At 57.2% G+C, this 16193-nt stretch carries 14 protein-coding genes; 4 read left to right on the top strand and 10 right to left on the bottom strand.

What is annotated here, in order from left to right:
• Positions 1–201: 201 nt before the first annotated feature.
• A complete protein-coding gene (locus tag RMR16_RS08880) occupies positions 202–1134 on the bottom strand; it encodes an alpha/beta hydrolase (RefSeq protein ID WP_320200538.1) in 933 nt (310 codons plus the stop codon).
• Between the two features lie 146 nt (positions 1135–1280).
• Here RMR16_RS08880 and ettA point away from each other — a divergent pair, with 146 nt between their 5' ends.
• Positions 1281–2930, top strand: a complete 1650-nt coding sequence (gene ettA / locus RMR16_RS08875) for an energy-dependent translational throttle protein EttA (RefSeq protein WP_320200537.1) — start codon at positions 1281–1283, stop codon at positions 2928–2930.
• Between the two features lie 92 nt (positions 2931–3022).
• On the opposite strand, the gene RMR16_RS08870 is transcribed toward ettA, so the two are convergent.
• Complete coding sequence (locus RMR16_RS08870) at positions 3023–3490, bottom strand: VOC family protein (protein WP_320200536.1); 468 nt, start codon at positions 3488–3490, stop codon at positions 3023–3025.
• A gap of 98 nt (positions 3491–3588) precedes the next feature.
• Between RMR16_RS08870 and soxR the strand changes: the two genes are divergently transcribed.
• The 3 genes from soxR to metF all read left to right on the top strand — a co-directional run bounded on the left by soxR (position 3589) and on the right by metF (position 6082).
• Entirely contained in the window at positions 3589–4038 is a 450-nt protein-coding gene (gene soxR / locus RMR16_RS08865) for a redox-sensitive transcriptional activator SoxR (protein ID WP_320200535.1), read from the top strand.
• A 132-nt stretch (positions 4039–4170) separates the two neighbouring features.
• Entirely contained in the window at positions 4171–5184 is a 1014-nt protein-coding gene (locus RMR16_RS08860) for an ArsR/SmtB family transcription factor (protein ID WP_320200534.1), read from the top strand.
• A 1-nt stretch (position 5185) separates the two neighbouring features.
• Positions 5186–6082 (top strand): methylenetetrahydrofolate reductase [NAD(P)H], encoded by an 897-nt coding sequence (metF, locus tag RMR16_RS08855; RefSeq protein ID WP_320200533.1) that lies wholly within the window; start codon positions 5186–5188, stop codon positions 6080–6082.
• A 780-nt stretch (positions 6083–6862) separates the two neighbouring features.
• Here the strand turns inward: metF and RMR16_RS08850 are convergent.
• The 8 genes from RMR16_RS08850 to RMR16_RS08815 all read right to left on the bottom strand — a co-directional run bounded on the left by RMR16_RS08850 (position 6863) and on the right by RMR16_RS08815 (position 16177).
• Positions 6863–8089, bottom strand: a complete 1227-nt coding sequence (locus tag RMR16_RS08850; protein ID WP_320200532.1) for a lytic murein transglycosylase — start codon at positions 8087–8089, stop codon at positions 6863–6865.
• Positions 8090–8258: 169 nt separating this feature from the next.
• Positions 8259–9050: a glycoside hydrolase family 25 protein gene (locus RMR16_RS08845; RefSeq protein WP_320200531.1), complete on the bottom strand. Its 792-nt coding sequence runs from the start codon at positions 9048–9050 to the stop codon at positions 8259–8261.
• A 359-nt stretch (positions 9051–9409) separates the two neighbouring features.
• Positions 9410–10087: a class I SAM-dependent methyltransferase gene (locus RMR16_RS08840; protein WP_320200530.1), complete on the bottom strand. Its 678-nt coding sequence runs from the start codon at positions 10085–10087 to the stop codon at positions 9410–9412.
• On the bottom strand, positions 10084–11334 hold the full coding sequence (locus RMR16_RS08835) for a DUF3419 family protein (RefSeq protein ID WP_320200529.1): 1251 nt from the start codon (positions 11332–11334) through the stop codon (positions 10084–10086). Before RMR16_RS08835 ends, RMR16_RS08840 begins: the two co-directional genes overlap by 4 nt.
• 314 nt (positions 11335–11648) lie before the next feature.
• Positions 11649–12713 carry a lytic transglycosylase domain-containing protein gene (locus tag RMR16_RS08830; RefSeq protein ID WP_320200528.1) on the bottom strand — a complete coding sequence of 355 codons (1065 nt, stop codon included), beginning with the start codon at positions 12711–12713 and terminating at the stop codon, positions 11649–11651.
• Between the two features lie 123 nt (positions 12714–12836).
• Positions 12837–13472, bottom strand: a complete 636-nt coding sequence (locus RMR16_RS08825) for a LysE family translocator (protein ID WP_320200527.1) — start codon at positions 13470–13472, stop codon at positions 12837–12839.
• 143 nt (positions 13473–13615) lie between these two features.
• Entirely contained in the window at positions 13616–14827 is a 1212-nt protein-coding gene (locus RMR16_RS08820) for a pyrophosphate--fructose-6-phosphate 1-phosphotransferase (protein WP_320200526.1), read from the bottom strand.
• 648 nt (positions 14828–15475) lie between these two features.
• The gene (locus RMR16_RS08815; protein WP_320200525.1) at positions 15476–16177 is read right to left on the bottom strand and encodes a LexA family transcriptional regulator; all 702 of its coding nucleotides are present in this window, start codon (positions 16175–16177) and stop codon (positions 15476–15478) included.
• Positions 16178–16193: the final 16 nt, after the last annotated feature.

Below are 16193 nucleotides of genomic sequence, written 5' to 3'. Positions count from 1 at the left end.
TGGCGTCATTCCGTTTTGGCAATAAGGGAGTGAGGGGTATGTGTGGGGCTCGCATACCTCGCCACCCTCCGTCATCCCGCACTTGATGCGGGATCCAGCCGCCTTGCGTTTGCAAGGCGAGAGACTTTTTCCAGCCCAAGACTGGGCTGACTGGATCCCGGATCAAGTCCGGGATGACGGAAGAGAGGGAGGGGCGTGCGGTTAGGCTGCCACCTTCCTCGCCCAAGCCGCAAAATCAGCCGCCGGAACCTCCCAACCAATCTCATTCAATGTCTCATGGCGCATTCCGGGGTAGATTTTGTCTTCGACGTTGGTGAAGCCCGCTTCGCGGAACTTCTTTGCCAGCCAGACAATCTCGCGGCCATCATTGGTGGCGGCGTCTTCGTCTCCGCTGACGAGGAGCAGCGGGAGATTTTTCGGCAGGCGGGAAATGAGTTTGGGGCCGCGATAGGACATGTCGAAGACGTCTTGCCAGAGCGATACGCTGGCTTCGAACTGGCAGAGCGGGTCATTGACATAGGCATCGACCGCGTGTGTGTCATGGCTGAGCCAATCCGCTGTCGTGCGCTTTTCCGGCATTTTGCTGTTCCAGATGCGGAAGGTGGCTTTGGGCAGGATGGCGCTTGGGACGTCGGAGCCTTTCAGCATTTTTTCTAGTCTGAGAATGACTTGCGCCAAACGGCCCATAAAGCCGGTGTTGAGGTTGGAGTTCCAGATGGACAGGCCATCGAAGCTTTCCGGGTGGCTGACGGCGGTGTTGAGCGCGATGAGGCCGCCCATCGAGTGGCCGAAGAGGATGACGGGCAGGCCGGGGTGGCGTTCGCCGACCAGAGTGCGCATCGCCATCACATCTGATATAACCTTGGCGACGCCGTCTTTCCATGCGAAACGGCCGATGGGGGCGTCATCCGCTTTCGTGCGGCCATGGCCGCGATGGTCGTGGGCGTAGACTTCGAAACCCTGTTTCGCCATGACATCGGAAAAGCGGCGGTAGCGGCCTGCATGTTCCACAAGGCCATGGCAAATCATCAGAACGCCGCGCGGCTGGCCCTGCGCAGGCTCGTACCGATAAGCGATGGAAGCGCCGGATGCACTTGTCAGCCGGTTGATTTCGCCAAATGCCATATCGTCCATCAGTGTCTCCGCGCACATGCTTATTGTTGGGCAAGAGGTTGCCGTCCTTATTGTGGGGCAAGAGGTTGCCCCGTGCCCCTATTTACCTTACATAGCGGCAAATTTCCCATTTGAATTTTCAAATCTGACGCGGAGCGTTTGCTACAATGGCACGTCAATTCATCTACCACATGTCGGGGCTGAACAAGTCTTACGGCGCGAAGAAAATCCTCGAAAACGTCAACCTGTCTTTCTACCCGGATGCGAAGATCGGTATTCTCGGCCCCAACGGCGCCGGTAAGTCGACAGTGCTGCGCATTATCGCAGGGCAAGACAAGGACTACACCGGCGAAGCGTGGCTGGCCGAAGGTGCGACGGTTGGTTATCTGGAGCAGGAACCGCATCTCGACCCTGCCAAGACCGCATTCGAAAACGTCATGGTTGGCGTGGCTGACAAGACCGCTGTGCTTGAGCGCTACAACGAACTGATGATGAACTATTCCGACGAAACTGCGGATGAGGGTGCCAAGCTTCAGGACATCATCGACAGTCAGAACCTCTGGGATCTGGAACAGCAGGTCGAGATGGCGATGGAAGCGCTGCGCTGCCCGCCAAAGGACAGTGACGTGACGCTGCTGTCTGGTGGTGAACGCCGCCGTATCGCACTCTGCCGCCTGCTTTTGTCGCAGCCGGACCTGCTGCTGCTCGACGAACCGACCAACCACCTTGACGCCGAAACCATCGCATGGCTGGAAAAGCACCTGCGCGATTACCCCGGCGCCGTGATGATGATTACCCACGATAGATACTTCCTGGATAACGTCACCGGCTGGATTCTGGAGCTCGACCGTGGCCGTGGCATTCCTTACGAGGGCAACTATTCTGCGTATCTGACGGCCAAGGCCAAGCGTATGCAGCAGGAATCCCGTGAAGATGCAGGCCGCCAGAAGGCGATTTCGCGCGAACAGGAATGGATTGCATCCAGCCCGAAGGCCCGTCAGGCCAAGTCCAAGGCGCGTATCAAGTCGTACGAACAACTGGTGGATGCCGCCGACAAGCAGCGTCCCGGCGATGCGCAGATCATCATTCCGGTTTCCGAGCGTCTGGGCCAGGTGGTTATCGAGATGCAGGGAATCACCAAGGGCTTTGAGGGCCGCACGCTGATCAACGATCTGTCGATCAAGCTGCCACCGGGCGGTATCGTCGGCATCATCGGCCCCAACGGTGCCGGTAAGACGACACTGTTCAAGATGATCACCGGTCAGGAAAAACCGGATAGCGGCTCGGTCCGCATTGGTGAGACGGTGCATCTTGGTTATGTCGACCAGAGCCGTGATGCGCTTGCCGCCGACAAGACCGTGTGGGAAGAAATTTCCGGCGGTGCGGAAGTCATCAAGCTGGGCAAGTTCGACATGAACTCCCGCGCCTATTGCGGCGCGTTCAACTTCAAGGGCGGAGACCAGCAGCAGAAGGTGGGCAACCTCTCCGGTGGTCAGCGTAACCGCGTTCACTTGGCCAAGATGCTCAAGGCTGGCGGCAACGTTCTGCTCCTCGACGAACCGACCAACGACCTTGATACGGAAACGCTGGGCGCGCTGGAAACAGCGCTCGAAAACTTCGCCGGCTGCGCCATCATCATCAGCCACGATCGCATGTTCCTTGACCGTCTTGCCACACACATCCTCGCATTCGAAGGCGATGGCCATGTGGAATGGTTCGAAGGCAACTTCGAAGACTACGAACAGGACAAGGTCCGCCGCCTGGGCGCAGATGCGCTCAACCCCGGTAGCCAGTCTTACAAGCGTCTGACACGCTGATCTGTCTCTAAACTACCGATTTTCGGAAAAGCCGTTGCATAGAATGATGCAACGGCTTTTCCTTTATGTGATTGCTAGCAAGGTTTTTAGGTTCAGTCTTTCACCAACCGGTTCCACTCCGAGAACGCCATGATTCCGGGAATCTCGGGGCGAGATTCCCCCGGCAAGATCGCTATATATTCCAGCGAGTGGCCATCAGGATCATCGAAATAAACGCTCGCTGCTGGCATCCAAGGGAACACGATAGGTTCATGGATTTCCCTCTCGCCGCCGCCGCTTCGAGGGACAATGCCCTTTGAGCGCAGGTAAGCGGGTGCCTCAACGACTTGATCAAGCGTTGTATGAAAAGCAATATGCAGCCGCATGCGCATTGGAGAGCTTTGGATCGACCAAAGGCCGAGCATGGATTTCTCGCGCCCGCCGATCCACAGGAAGGCGACGTTACGCTCCTCAATAATGTGCGCCAATTCCAGCCCAACGACATCGCGGTAGAAATCGATCGAACGATTGAGGTCGGAAACGGTCAAATGGGTTTCGTAAAGGCCCTTAACGGAAATCATGGTCAACTCCTTGTTGGGAACTCGAACGCCACATTTGGCGCTTGATCGATGAGTTGATCGGGTTCATACGACCTCAACTATAGTTGAGGTCAAGAGGCGTGACGGCACAATTGGATATTCATCGTGAACTTTCAGTCGGGCAGGTTGCTACGCGCAGCGGTGTGCCGGTGTCCACGATCCACTTTTATGAGGCAAAAGGACTGTTATCGGCTTCACGTAATGCCGGTAATCAACGGCGTTATCCTCGGGAAGTCTTGCGCCGTGTCGCCATCATCAAAATTGCCCAGCAGGCGGGTATTCCACTTGCGGAAATTCGAGAGGCCTTGTCGTCACTTCCTAATGGGCGAACTCCCAATGCGGGAGACTGGAAAAATCTTTCAGGCGCCTGGAAGGCTTCGCTTCAAAAGCGCATAGATAAGCTTACACAACTGAAAAATGATTTGGAGGGTTGTATTGGGTGCGGATGTCTTTCCGTCGAGGACTGTCCTTTGCGCAATCCTGGCGATGTGCTTGGCGCACAGGGTAGAGGTGCAGTTCTGCTTGAGTGAGCGGGCCTGACGGCTCCTTGTTTGTTTCTCAACATGATACGATTTTCTGGTGATCGACTCCATCTCATCTTGCACTTTCTCACTAATCGTATAAAGATATCTTTATATGTTAATTAGGTTGAGGTTGGTGCATTGGCTCTAGGGCTTGATAATCTGGTGGGGCTTTTGAAGGCGTCGGGCGAGCCGACACGCTTTCGGTTGCTGGCGCTTTTGGCTGCGGGCGATTTGACCGTGACCGACCTGACTGAAATCCTCGGTCAGTCCCAGCCGCGCATTTCGCGCCATCTCAAACTGCTGGCCGAAGAAGACCTGATCGACCGTTATCAGGAAGGTGCCTGGGCATACTTCCGTTTGAAGCAGGATGGCAAGTCTGCCGAGATGGTCAAACAGCTTCTGGCGATTGCATCCCCGACAGATTCGGTTCTTTTGCGCGATAGCGAGCGTCTGTCCGCCGTCAAACGGGTGAGGGCGGAGCGGGCGCAGGATTATTTCAGCCGCAATGCGTCTGCGTGGGACGAGCTTCGCCGTCTGCATGTCAGTGACGATGCGGTGGAAAGCGCGCTTTTGAAACTCATCGGCACAACGCCGGTTGATTCCATGCTGGACCTTGGCACGGGTACGGGCCGTATTCTGCAATTGTTCAGCGGCATTTATCGCCGCGCAATCGGCATCGATGCCAGCCGCGACATGCTGGCGGTTGCTCGCTCCAATCTGGACCGTGCAGGCGTGGCACATGCCTCGGTGCGGCACGGCGACATTTTGAACCTGCCGCTTGAGGGGCAGGATTTCGATCTTGTCGTAGTGCATCAGGTTCTGCACTTTCTAGACCACCCGGAAATGGCGATCGCCGAGGCGGCACGGATGCTGCGCCCGAATGGTCGTCTGGTGATTATCGATCTGGCTCCGCACGCGCTGGAATATCTGCGGGAGGACCATGCGCATGTTCGCCTCGGTTTCTCTCATCAAACCATGGAAGAGTGGCTGAAAAAAACCGGGCTGTCGCCCGAGAAGTCTGTCGATCTGCATTCCGGCAAGACGTCTGCCCAGTCTCTCGACGTAACCATATGGGTCGCGCGCGATCCCCGCTTGTTGATTGCAGGCGCGGATGTGATTGACGCCCCGCTTCTTGCCGCCGGGAGGGCATGACATGACAAAGACCGAAACCGACCGCCACGTGACCGGAGACATCAAGCTGTCCTTCGAGTTCTTTCCGCCGAAAAATGCGGATATGGACGTGCAGCTCTGGGAAACGGTGGAAGAGCTTTCCCGCTGGAATCCGGATTTTGTCTCCGTGACGTACGGCGCGGGTGGCACCACCAAGGCACCGACGCTGGATGCCGTGCGCCGGATGATTTCCAGCGCCGGTCTTTCGACCGCCTCGCACCTGACCTGCGTGGATGCCAGCAGGCAGGAGGTTCACGATGTGGTGGAGGAGTTCCGCGCCGCCGGTGTGAAGCATTTCGTGGCGCTGCGCGGCGACCCTTCCACGGGCATCGGCACGGCCTATAAGCCGCACGCGCAAGGCTATGAGAATGCTGCCGCACTGGTACGTGGATTGCGCGACATTGCAGATTTCGAGGTTTCGGTGTCGGCCTATCCCGAAAAACACCCGGAAAGCGAAAATGACGGTGTCGATATCGACATGCTGAAGCGCAAGGCGGACAATGGTGCCACGCGCGCATTGACGCAGTTCTTCTTTGATAATGACATTTTCGAGCGTTACATGGAGCGCGTCACCAAGGCGGGCATTACCATTCCTGTCGTGCCGGGGATTATGCCGATCCAGAACCTGACGCTGTTGAAGCGTTTTGCGGCTCGTTGCGGCACCAGCGTGCCGGCATTTCTGGATGAGCGCTTTGCCGGCGTTGATGAAGACCCGATCGAGCGTGCGAAAGTGGCGGCTGACGTTGCCGCCGAACAGATCATCGACCTGCGCCGTCGTGGCATTAACGAATTCCACCTTTACACCATGAACCGTGCACCCCTGGTGAATGCGGTTCTGGAGAGTGTCGGCTTTCGGGATTTGAGACGGTCGGCTGCGTGATTTTTTGAAACGGTTATGCGTCGCCTCGGATGATCGTAGGCGGCCGCTGGGTGGAGCTACCCCCCTCTGCCCTGCCGGGCATCTCCCCCACAAGGAGGGAGATCGGCCAGCGGAACGCTCCCACTCCCTCCGCAGCGTTTGAGATGTGCGAAGGCTTTCCACATGCCGATCTCCCCACCTGTGGGGGAGATGCCCGGCAGGGCAGAGGGGGGTAGCCACGCCCACTGCCGCCGACTCTTGCATCGATTCACTGATATGAAAAAAGCGCAGGTTTCGAGAAACCTGCGCTTTTTTAATGGCTTATGATGATCAACTACCTGGTGTGCGTGATAAACCCCAAGCTTCTGTCAGATGAACAGCATCACTCCGACAAATGCAAACGCCACACCGACTGCCAAGGCATTAAGAGAATTTGTAAGTCCCATGCTCTGCCTCCTTACGTTGACAGTAACCATTATGACCGTTTTGTGTCTGTTGAAAAGCAGATTTTATGATGCGCTGCACACAAAAGCGGCATGTGCATATGAGGCGATGACGCCAATCCGTTGAAAAACAACTTATATTACAGTCTGAAAAAATCGGTGCGGAGTGTGGAAAAAGTAAATGGCTGTGGTTAATTCCACAGCCGTTTGGTCACTTTCCGTCATGCCGGACCTGATCCGGCATCCAGTCGCCGCGTCTGCGGCGCGAGAGAGTCTTTTGCGGTCAAAGACTTGACCGCGCTGGATCCCGGATCAAGTCCGGGATGACGGTGGAGGTTGGCGTTGATCGACCCACCAATCAGAGCTTTTCCAGCAGCTCGCGGGTTGGCCAGCCATCGGCGGGCAGGCCGAGGCGCTGCTGTTCGCGCTGAACGGCGATGCGGGTGCCGGACCCGAGGATGCCGTCGATCTTGCCGACATCATGGGTTTTGGCATCCAGCTTGGTCTGGAGTTCCTTCATGGTCGCATCGTCGAAACCGGGATCGGGGTTGCCCTTGTTATACACCGGCGCGCCCGCGAAGCGCGTTGCGAAATAAGCGGCAGACGTCGTGTAGATGAAGGACTGGTTCCACTCCAGATAGATGTTGAAGTTGGGGTAGGTGATGAAGGTCGCGCCCTTGCGGCCCTGTGGCATGATGAGGGCGGCGGGCAGGGCGGCGAAGTTGGTGTTGCCATCACGCGGGGTGACGCCAAGCTTGAACCAATCCCCCGCTGTCAGCGTGCCGCCGAGGCCGGATTTTTCCCATGGCAGGTTTTCCGGCACGGAGACTTCCTGAATCCACGGCTCGCCTTTTTTGAAGCCGAGATGCTGGATGAACTTTGCGGCTGTCAGTATGGCATCGGGGGAGCTGCTTTTGACGTTGACATGGCCATCACCATCGCCATCCACGCCGAATGCGATGATGTCTTTTGGCAGCATCTGCACCTGGCCGATTTCACCCGCCCATGCGCCGGTGTTGGTGGCCGGGTCGAGATCGCCATGTTGCACCATTTCAGTCAGCGCAATCAGCTGCGGGCGGAACAGTTCCGGGCGGCGGCAATCATGCGCCAGCGTGACGAGCGCGTTGCGGGTGTTGAAATCCCCCTGAACCGCGCCGAAATCGGTTTCCATGGCCCAGAACGCGGCGATGACGCCTGCTGGGACGCCGAATTCATCTTCCGCACGCTTGAAGGTGGAGGCGAACTCCTGAATCTTCTTGCGGCCAAGATCAAGGCGGCCCTGGCTGACCGTGCGCTGCGAGAACTCAACAAACGTCTGGCGGAACACGCCTTGGGCGCGGTCTCGCGACAGCACCTTCTGGTCGATTTGCGCGCCGGCCAAAGCCTTGTCCACGGCTTGCGCGGGAACGCCCTTGCCAACAGCCTCGGTTTTCACGCCCTGAAGAAATGCAGCAAGATCACCACCGCAGGCAACCTGCTTTGGATCATCCGGAGAAACAGCGGGCGTGACCGCAAGTGCAGAGCCGCAAGACAATGTGAACAGGGTGGCAGCAAGAACGAGGCTGCGAGGCGAAAAGCTGGACATTGGAATTCCTCAAATGTGCGATTTACCCCATGCGTTCCTGAAGATTTGTGGCGGAAGCGTGGGCGAGACCGTGGAAAAGCATAACCGAGTGGTTTGTTTCCATGGCCATGCGATTATTTCGCAGCACATCTGCCGGAATCGGCAGAAAAATCAAGTTGAATTGCTGTGATTAATTTCGGGGCTGGTTGGCAGAGGCCACCCATGTGCGCCAGTTCTTCTCGCTGCCTGCAAACACGTTGATATCCGTTGGCGTGCTGATGCCGGGAATGACGCCGGTGCCGGTATATTGCCAGAAGGCCCATTGGCGATCGCTGTAGATTTCTGCCGGATGGGCAGCCACCGAGCGGACCCAGAAATGGTAGTTCTTGAACTGGCCGACCAGATTGTCGCGGTGGAAATCGACGCTGGTGTAGATGATCGGGCGTTTGCCGTAATGGGCTTCGATGCGGCTGAGGAACCGCTGCATTTCGGAGCGCACCACGTCGGGCGAGGGGCGCGTTTTGCAGGTGGGGGAGGCCGGGTTCCATTCGACGTCGAGAACCGGCGGAAGCTTCATGGCTTCCTTCGGCACGTTGCGAATGAACCAGTCGGCCTGCGCATCGGCTGGCGCGCAGAAATAATAGAAATGGTAGGGCGCGTGGGGCACGCCTGCGGCTGCGGCCTGCCGCCAATAGTCATCAAATCGCGCATCCACACGGTCGGTGCCTTCGGTCGATTTGATGAAGGCGAAGGCGACGCCGGATTTGCGCACGGCAGCCCAATCGATATCGCCGTTCCATTTGGACACGTCGATGCCGTGGACTTCATGTTTGTGCGGTGATCTGGAGCCGAAATTCTGCGGATCATTATCCTTGAAGCGCGGCTTGGCGACGGATGCCGTTTCCAGAAAATCATAGCTGGTGGATGTGCAGCCGCTGAGCATCAGCATGGTCGTGAAAAGAGCCGGAAGAAGCCGCCGCATGATGAACCCAGTTGAAACGAATGAAATTCTCGCCGCCACCCTCGAAAGGGTGCCGTAATCCCCTGTTTACCATAACAGGGTAAACGAGATGTTATAGCAAGATGGGGTGGCGGGAAATCTGCGCTTCTGTGCGGCTTCGATCATCGTACACGGCTGAGTGTGTGGTTCACCCCCTCTGTCCTGCCGGACATCTCCCCCACAGGTGGGGAGATTGGCAAGACGCAAGCACCCCACGTCATCGGCAACGGTCAATATGGGCGAGACATCGCCACGATTCGATCTGCCTCCTTGTGGGGGAGATGTCCGGCAGGACAGAGGGGGGTAGGCCACACGCACTGCCGTGTATTGTGTTCGACGTTCTAACCTTTTGACAGCGTCAAAACCGCGCGCCAGGCATAGCCCCGTGCAACCGGCTCGAACTCCAGCCTTGCATTGTGGCTTCCGGCCAGGTTTTCCAGCACGTAACGCATATTGGCGCGGGGTGTGACGTGGAATTTGGTGAGCCATGCCTGAAGCAGATTGCGGAACCAGCGCGGCATTCCTTCCTGCTGGCCGAAATCCACGATGTGCAGCGAGCCGCCGGGCGCGAGCGACAGGAGGGCGCGTTCGACCGCTTTTTCCCATTCCGGGATCATCGATACGGCATAGGAAATCATGATGCGGTCGAAACCACTGCCGCGGGCAAACTCGCTGAGCTTGAAGGTGGTGGCGTCGGACACGCGCAGGATAGGGCGTTCTTTACGTCCGCCGAAATTCTCGCTGGCGGTGGTCAGCATTTCGGATGAAATGTCGAGACCATAAAGTTTTGCGGTCGGAAAGAGTTTAGACGCCAGCAGAAGATTGCGTCCCGTGCCGCAGCCGACTTCCAGCAGGCTGCCACCGTCCGGGATATCCAGCTTCTGAATGGTGCGGTCGCGGCCCAAAAGGTAATATTTGCGGGTGATGTCATAAATGTGCCGCTGGTGACGGTACATGCGGTCCATCAGGCCCGCGTGGTGTGCATTGCCGAGGCTGATATTGTCGCCGACGCTCTTCATGCCGATGTCCTCTGGTAAATATGGAAGCCGCCATAAATGGCCGAGCGGTCACGGGCGTTCAGTTCGTGGGAGCGCTCTGCGAGATAGGACCACTGGGCGCGGATATCGGGCGAAAGACGGCCTTCGATCACGCTTTTTTCGGCAGCCGTGCGGAAAATGACGCGGGCATCCGGTGCCGAGGTGCGGCTGATCTGCGACCAAAGTTCGTTGATCTGCACATCGCTCATCCAGTCCTGCGCATCCAGCAGCACATAACGATCGACGGAGGAGGCGGGCTTGGAGGCCAGCAGTTCGGTGAAGGTGGCGTGATGCACGGAAACGTGAGAGGCGTTTTCGCGGATCGCCTGATAATAATCGGTCCGCAGATAATCGGGCAGAGTGCCTTCCTGCTCTTGCGGGTAACGGCGGGCAAAGGCCTGCCACGCAAAATAATTGTCTTTCAGCGGAAAATCGCAGGCGAGCTTTTCCAGACGCTGGCGCAGCACCGGGGCAATGGTGTTGCCGTCCGAGAGGCTGGCAAGCTCGTCATACTGGCGCGGCGGAATGCCGAGGCCGAACAGGGAGCTTTTGCGCTTCGTCAGCCAGCGGATCATCGGTTTGTTGAAAAGGGGGGCGACCTTCTCGTCGAAGAACTGGCGCTGCTCATCCATCGAGCGCGTCTTGGCAATATCCTGAAGCTTGACGCCGTGCAGGCGCGCCAGCACATGTCCAACGCCGATGAAACGACCGAGAAGGCCGGTGCGATAGATATTGCGGTTGAACACGGAGATGCGACGACGGCCTGACATGGTGCGTTTCGACCAGTAGGCGCGGGTCTGGGCATCCAGGTTTGGCGCGATGAAGCGGTCGTAGCCTTCGCTGTTGGAGCGGACGTTGGCGATGCCGAACTGGCGCACGACATCGCCGTGATTCGGCAGGTGGCGGAAGGCGGCGAGTTTCAGCTTGTTGAGCGCGATGTGGTGCGGGTTCAGATCAACCACATCGATATGCGAGGGGTTGCGCGAAAGGTAAGCCAGCACGTTGCAGCCGCCGGAACCTATCGTAACGATGCTGTGGCCTTCAGCCAGTTCCATCGCCTGCATGTCCACTTCCGGGTCTTCCCAGATTTGCGGATAGACGAGGCCGGAAAACAGCACGCCGAACAGGCGCTCCGACAATCCGCTGGTGGACAATGCCTTATGCTGGAGAAGGGCATTCTTGAGCTTGGCGTTCTTGCTGAAGCCGGTGTCGGGTGCGGCGTTCGTCATCTGATTCCACCTCTCGTTCGGGTGAGAGGCGTTTAGCGCTGTGACGCAACAGTTTGATGACGGGGGCTTTGGACCATTGCTAAGCTGGCTTGCGGAGCACATTAAACGTCATCGCCCGTGGCTCACCCCCCTCTGTCCTGCCGGACATCTCCCCCTCAGGTGGGGAGATCGGCAAGTGGCGACCTCTCGGCCATCTTCAACGCTGCGGATGACGTGGAAAGCATGCGTCTATCCGATCTCCCCCCCTTGAGGGGGAGATGTCCGGGATGACGGAGGGAGGGCTCGGTATGATGGAATTTTGATGTCCGCTCGTCTTACTTCCGCAGAACGTGCAACATGCCCTTGCGCTTGGCGTCGTAATAATAGCCGCGGGCATAGAGCCGCACGGCGTTGTCGCGGTCATTGTCGGCGACGAGCCATGCGCCGCGCAGGTATTTGACGGCGTATTTCAGGTTTGTTTCGGCGTCGAACAGGCCGGAGGCGGGGCCGTCGAAGCCCATGGAGCGGGCGGTGGCGTGTTTGATCTGCATCAGGCCGAAATGGCCGCCATTGACCGCGCCGGGATTATAGCGGCTTTCACGCATGACCACGCGGTGGACCAGATCTTCCGGCACATTATACATGGTGGCGTATTTGGTAATCAGTCCGCTCAGCTTCTGGCGGCCCATCATGGATGGGGCATCCAACGGCGCGGTGAGGGTTTCCCGTGTGCCTATGGCGGCAAGGGCGGCGTTTTGCGGTGCAGAAGCATAGGCCAGCATTGCGCCCTGTGGCTTCGGCACGGGAATGACGCTCTGCTGCTTCATCATTTCTTCCGTCAGCGGTATGGCTGCGGCGGAGGGTGTGCCGGGCGCGCCCGGTGCTGGCGGGAAGCTGCCTTTGAGCGCGACGACCTGCGGAAGTGCTGCGGCACCGGTTGGTTTGGCTAATGCCGTTGTTGTTGTTGGAACGAGGGCTGTGGTGGCGGTTGGCGCGGGCGCGGCGAGTGCGACCTGTTGCACTTGCGGCTGCGGCGGCTGCATCTGCGTGGAGATGGCTGCTGCGGCTGCAATTTCCGATGCGGGGGGAAGAGCGACGCGACCGCCTTTGACGGCTGCTGTCGAGGGAAGTTCCTGGGCCGTTGCCGCGGCGACCTGGGGAGCGGCGGTGGCCGATTCTACGCCCGGTACTGCGGTTGATGCATTTACTGTGGTCGCTGCATTGGCCGTTTCGGTTGCCGTACCCTCCGGTTTTGCCGGGGCGGCTGCGATTTTAGGCGATTCGATATCCGCTTTGGATGAGACTTCGACGCTTGTGCATCCTGCCAGTGTGAGCGCAATGCCCACGGTGGACGACAAAAATAGCGCCGATTTTCGGCGAAAATTGCCTGAAATTTTCATTCTGCCGCCTTTGAGTGCGCCTGTCGTTCGATACCCCCGTTCCGAACGAAGCAGGCAGTCCCTATTGGGCGATCATTAACCTATTGTCATGTTAGCGGCAAGCCGCGACTTTTAACGGGATTTTCAGGCCGCGATTCGGCGATATCCGGCGGTCACGGCGCGGCCTGCGATAAAGTGCGTTCTTCTGGGATTGCGCACCTTTTTGGTGGCCGACATGCGGCGCACCGACGCGATGGTAAAGCGCGCAAATGATGCCTGTGCGCAGAGGCAAACCAACGCGACGAGCAAAACGACGGCCTGCATTTGCAACACCATTTCAATGACATTGCGCGTGCCGTTGAGGAATTGCAGAAGGAACGCGATGAAAAAGCCGAAGTAGCGCAGCCGAAGCGCCGCAAGGATGAAACAATCCGCAAAAATGCTGCCGAAGCTTTTTCCGCGCAGATTGTCGTTGTCGGCATTGGCTTCCCGCGCGGCCGGTGTGGCAATTGTCCACAGGCTGAACAGCATCAGCCAGCCCGTGCCGGCCCACTGCACGACTTCAAGGAAGGATGACGGCAGAAATTCTGCGCCGGTGACGAAGATGGAGGCTGCGGTGACGGTGGTGACGATGCCTAATGTCGCGCCCATGATGGACGCGGTGAAACCGCGTTTTCCGCGTATGGCGGCATAGCTCGCAACTTTGAAGGAAATGGGCGAGGGAAGTGCAAACAGAATGGCACAGGCTGTACAGAAGATCAGCCAGACTTGTGCGGACATGTGTTTTCCTCCTTGCCCTCCCCGACGTCATTTTCTTTGAGACTACAACATTGACCCAGAAACCGAAACGGGTTTCTGGGTCAATGTCACCATAACTTTATATAGGTGTGTTTGCGCCACAGTATTTTAGAGAAATCGAATTTTCATGCGGCCTTATAGGGCTGGCCGATGTGGTTCATGACGTCGCCGAACCATGGGGTCGACAGATCGAAGTGTTTTCCGCCCTTGATGCGCGGGAATTCGATGGTGCGCAGCTTGCCACCCTGATCTTCGTCATGGCCGGTCACGCCGGAAACTTTGTTCAGCGCGCTTTCCACCGCCAGATCGACCATGCTCTGAATGAGGCGAAGGTCTTCACCATTGGCAGGGGCGGAGCGGGCGTAATAACCGGACTTCTGCACCATGGTGCGTTCTGCGCCGATGAGGCCCGCAAACTGCTTCTGGAACCAGCCGCCGACATTGATCGTGTCGATCTTGACATGACCGAAGGCATCGCGCTTGACGGTATCGCCAGCGGCTTCACGCTCGGCAACGATGGAATCCAGACCGGCGCCTTCAGACACGAAGAGAGTGACGAAGCCGTTCTTGTCCATGGTCTTTTTCAGGCGTTCCGCTTCGGCTTCGATGTCGAAAGCCATTTCCGGCAGATAGAGGCCATCGATGCTTTTCAGCTTTTCGTCCATCAAAAGACCTTCGACATAGTCATTGCCCTTGGTCTTTTGAATGTAGGCGCGGGCGGTTGCCGCCGTCAGCCAGCCGCAGTGGCGGCCCATGACTTCGTGGATCACGAATGTCTTTGGTGCAGCACTCTGTTCGTTGCTGACGTTATCGAAGAAGTTCGCGCCGACTTCGGCGGCAGTCCATGCGCCGAGCGACTGCTTGATCGGCACGACATCGTTATCGACCGTCTTCGGCAGGCCGACAACGGTGAGGTTATACCCGTTTGCGCCGAGATAGGCGGCAAGGTCGGCAGCCGTGGTGTTGGTGTCATCCCCGCCGATGGTGTGCAGAATGGTGATGCCGTCTTTTGCCAGACGCTCTGCCGCGACCTTCAGCGGGTTTTCACCTTCTTTGACGAGGCCACGCTTGGCGCAATCGGCAGCGTTGGTCAGCTTCACGCGGCTGTTGCCGATGGGCGAGCCGCCATAACGATGCAGAAGCGGCGCTTTTTCGCGCATGGCCTTGGTGATCTCGACGCTATCACCCAACAGCACGCCCTGATAACCGGAGCGATAAGCCACAATGTCGATGTCCGGCGCGATGTCGCTATAACGCTCGATCAACCCGCCCACAGCCGAAGAGAGGCAGGGAGCAAGACCGCCTGCGGTCAACATTGCAACTTTCTGTTTGGCCATCGTGGCTCTCCTTTGGTTTATTCAGTGGCAAATGGATGCGATAGTGAACCCGCCATGTAAAGTGAATTTCTCAAGAAAAATCGGGCATTTCGTGGTGATGTTCAAAGCGGTTGGGTGGGTTGGGCGATATAATCGATTCAATCGTGAGGTTGGGGTTTGGTGTGGGGGGGTGTTAACTTCTGGACACGAGCTATCCGGCCAGTCAAACCCGCAAACGCTTATGGAATAAGGGAAATCTAGCTCCCTGCCTCTAACGATGGCGGGGAGTCCGATGAAAGTCGCCTATCAAAAGTGGCGATAAACCGCGCATTCTTCTGGACAGATTCGCGCATTCTTCTCGCATTGTTCTGCCAACGGCGCTGACAAGAACAACATTCTGAAAAGAAAAGGGAAAATTGAGCGGGTAATGCAGCTTCGCCAGAAAGAAACTGTGATTGCGGGGTTAAGAGCACGCGACGGCGCGATGCACGGAGCCTCGCGAGGTGGGAAGAAACTGCCCACCTGATACAAAAACTTCCCACCTTAATTACATCACTGATTTTGCTTGAAAAAATGCCAACGACTTTCGACCTCGGTTAAAGCCAAGGTGGGAAGTGTCAAAACAGCCTTTGAGCCGTTAGAAATTTCGATTTTGGTTTTGATGAAGCCTTACGGTGCGCGGCAGAAATAAACGACGCGACCGATTATTGTCAGTTGGTCGATACGATCAGAGCCAATTGTTTCCACCGGATAGATCGGATTGTCGGATACGAGTTCTACGGTGCCGTCTAAACGCCGACGAATTCTCTTCACGAGCAGATCGCCGCCTACATTAACGACACTGATCCAACCGTTGACCACATCACATTGACTATGATCGACAACGATCAGAGCACCGTCTGGTATGGTTGGCACCATGCTGTCACCACGAGCGGCGATGATTTTGCACCCATCTGGCATCGCGCCAAGACTTCGAAGAAATGCGCGCTCAAAAGATATGACCGTCCGCACTTCTTCGTGTATCGGCGCGACTGCGCCATATCCTGCCGAAGCATGAATATCTAAAAACGGCAACGCAATAAAATCCGCGACCTCTACACCCAAAGTCTGTGAGTGCATTTGCCCAGACGCATCGTCTGCGCCGTGCTGAAGGTTAACGGATTGCCCGGAAATCAATTCGTCAATCGTCAGTCCAATAGTTCGGCATATACGAACGACATTCGAGAGCGACGCAGCGCTCGACATGGCGACATACTTATTGATTGTCCCAACTGGAATTCCAGTTTTGGAAGCCATGGCAGATGGGCCACCGCCCTGTTTAATCGCGTCTTTTACGCGTTCGCGAAATCCAAGCGGCTCTTTATCTTCCATATGTGGACCTAATTCC

It is taken from the genome of Agrobacterium sp. rho-13.3 (assembly GCF_033957765.2).
In the GTDB taxonomy this organism is placed as follows: Bacteria; Pseudomonadota; Alphaproteobacteria; order Rhizobiales; family Rhizobiaceae; genus Agrobacterium.
This window is presented reverse-complemented; position numbering and strand designations above follow the sequence as displayed.

Coding starts and splice junctions, on each gene's coding strand:
- ettA (WP_320200537.1), top strand. CDS start 1,281: ATGGCACGTCAATTCATCTACCACATGTCGGGGCTGAACAAGTCTTAC.
- RMR16_RS08815 (WP_320200525.1), bottom strand. CDS start 16,177: ATGGAAGATAAAGAGCCGCTTGGATTTCGCGAACGCGTAAAAGACGCG.
- RMR16_RS08825 (WP_320200527.1), bottom strand. CDS start 13,472: ATGTCCGCACAAGTCTGGCTGATCTTCTGTACAGCCTGTGCCATTCTG.
- RMR16_RS08850 (WP_320200532.1), bottom strand. CDS start 8,089: ATGTCCAGCTTTTCGCCTCGCAGCCTCGTTCTTGCTGCCACCCTGTTC.
- RMR16_RS08840 (WP_320200530.1), bottom strand. CDS start 10,087: ATGAAGAGCGTCGGCGACAATATCAGCCTCGGCAATGCACACCACGCG.
- RMR16_RS08835 (WP_320200529.1), bottom strand. CDS start 11,334: ATGACGAACGCCGCACCCGACACCGGCTTCAGCAAGAACGCCAAGCTC.
- RMR16_RS08830 (WP_320200528.1), bottom strand. CDS start 12,713: ATGAAAATTTCAGGCAATTTTCGCCGAAAATCGGCGCTATTTTTGTCG.
- RMR16_RS08870 (WP_320200536.1), bottom strand. CDS start 3,490: ATGATTTCCGTTAAGGGCCTTTACGAAACCCATTTGACCGTTTCCGAC.
- RMR16_RS08820 (WP_320200526.1), bottom strand. CDS start 14,827: ATGGCCAAACAGAAAGTTGCAATGTTGACCGCAGGCGGTCTTGCTCCC.
- RMR16_RS08845 (WP_320200531.1), bottom strand. CDS start 9,050: ATGCGGCGGCTTCTTCCGGCTCTTTTCACGACCATGCTGATGCTCAGC.
- RMR16_RS08880 (WP_320200538.1), bottom strand. CDS start 1,134: ATGGACGATATGGCATTTGGCGAAATCAACCGGCTGACAAGTGCATCC.
- metF (WP_320200533.1), top strand. CDS start 5,186: ATGACAAAGACCGAAACCGACCGCCACGTGACCGGAGACATCAAGCTG.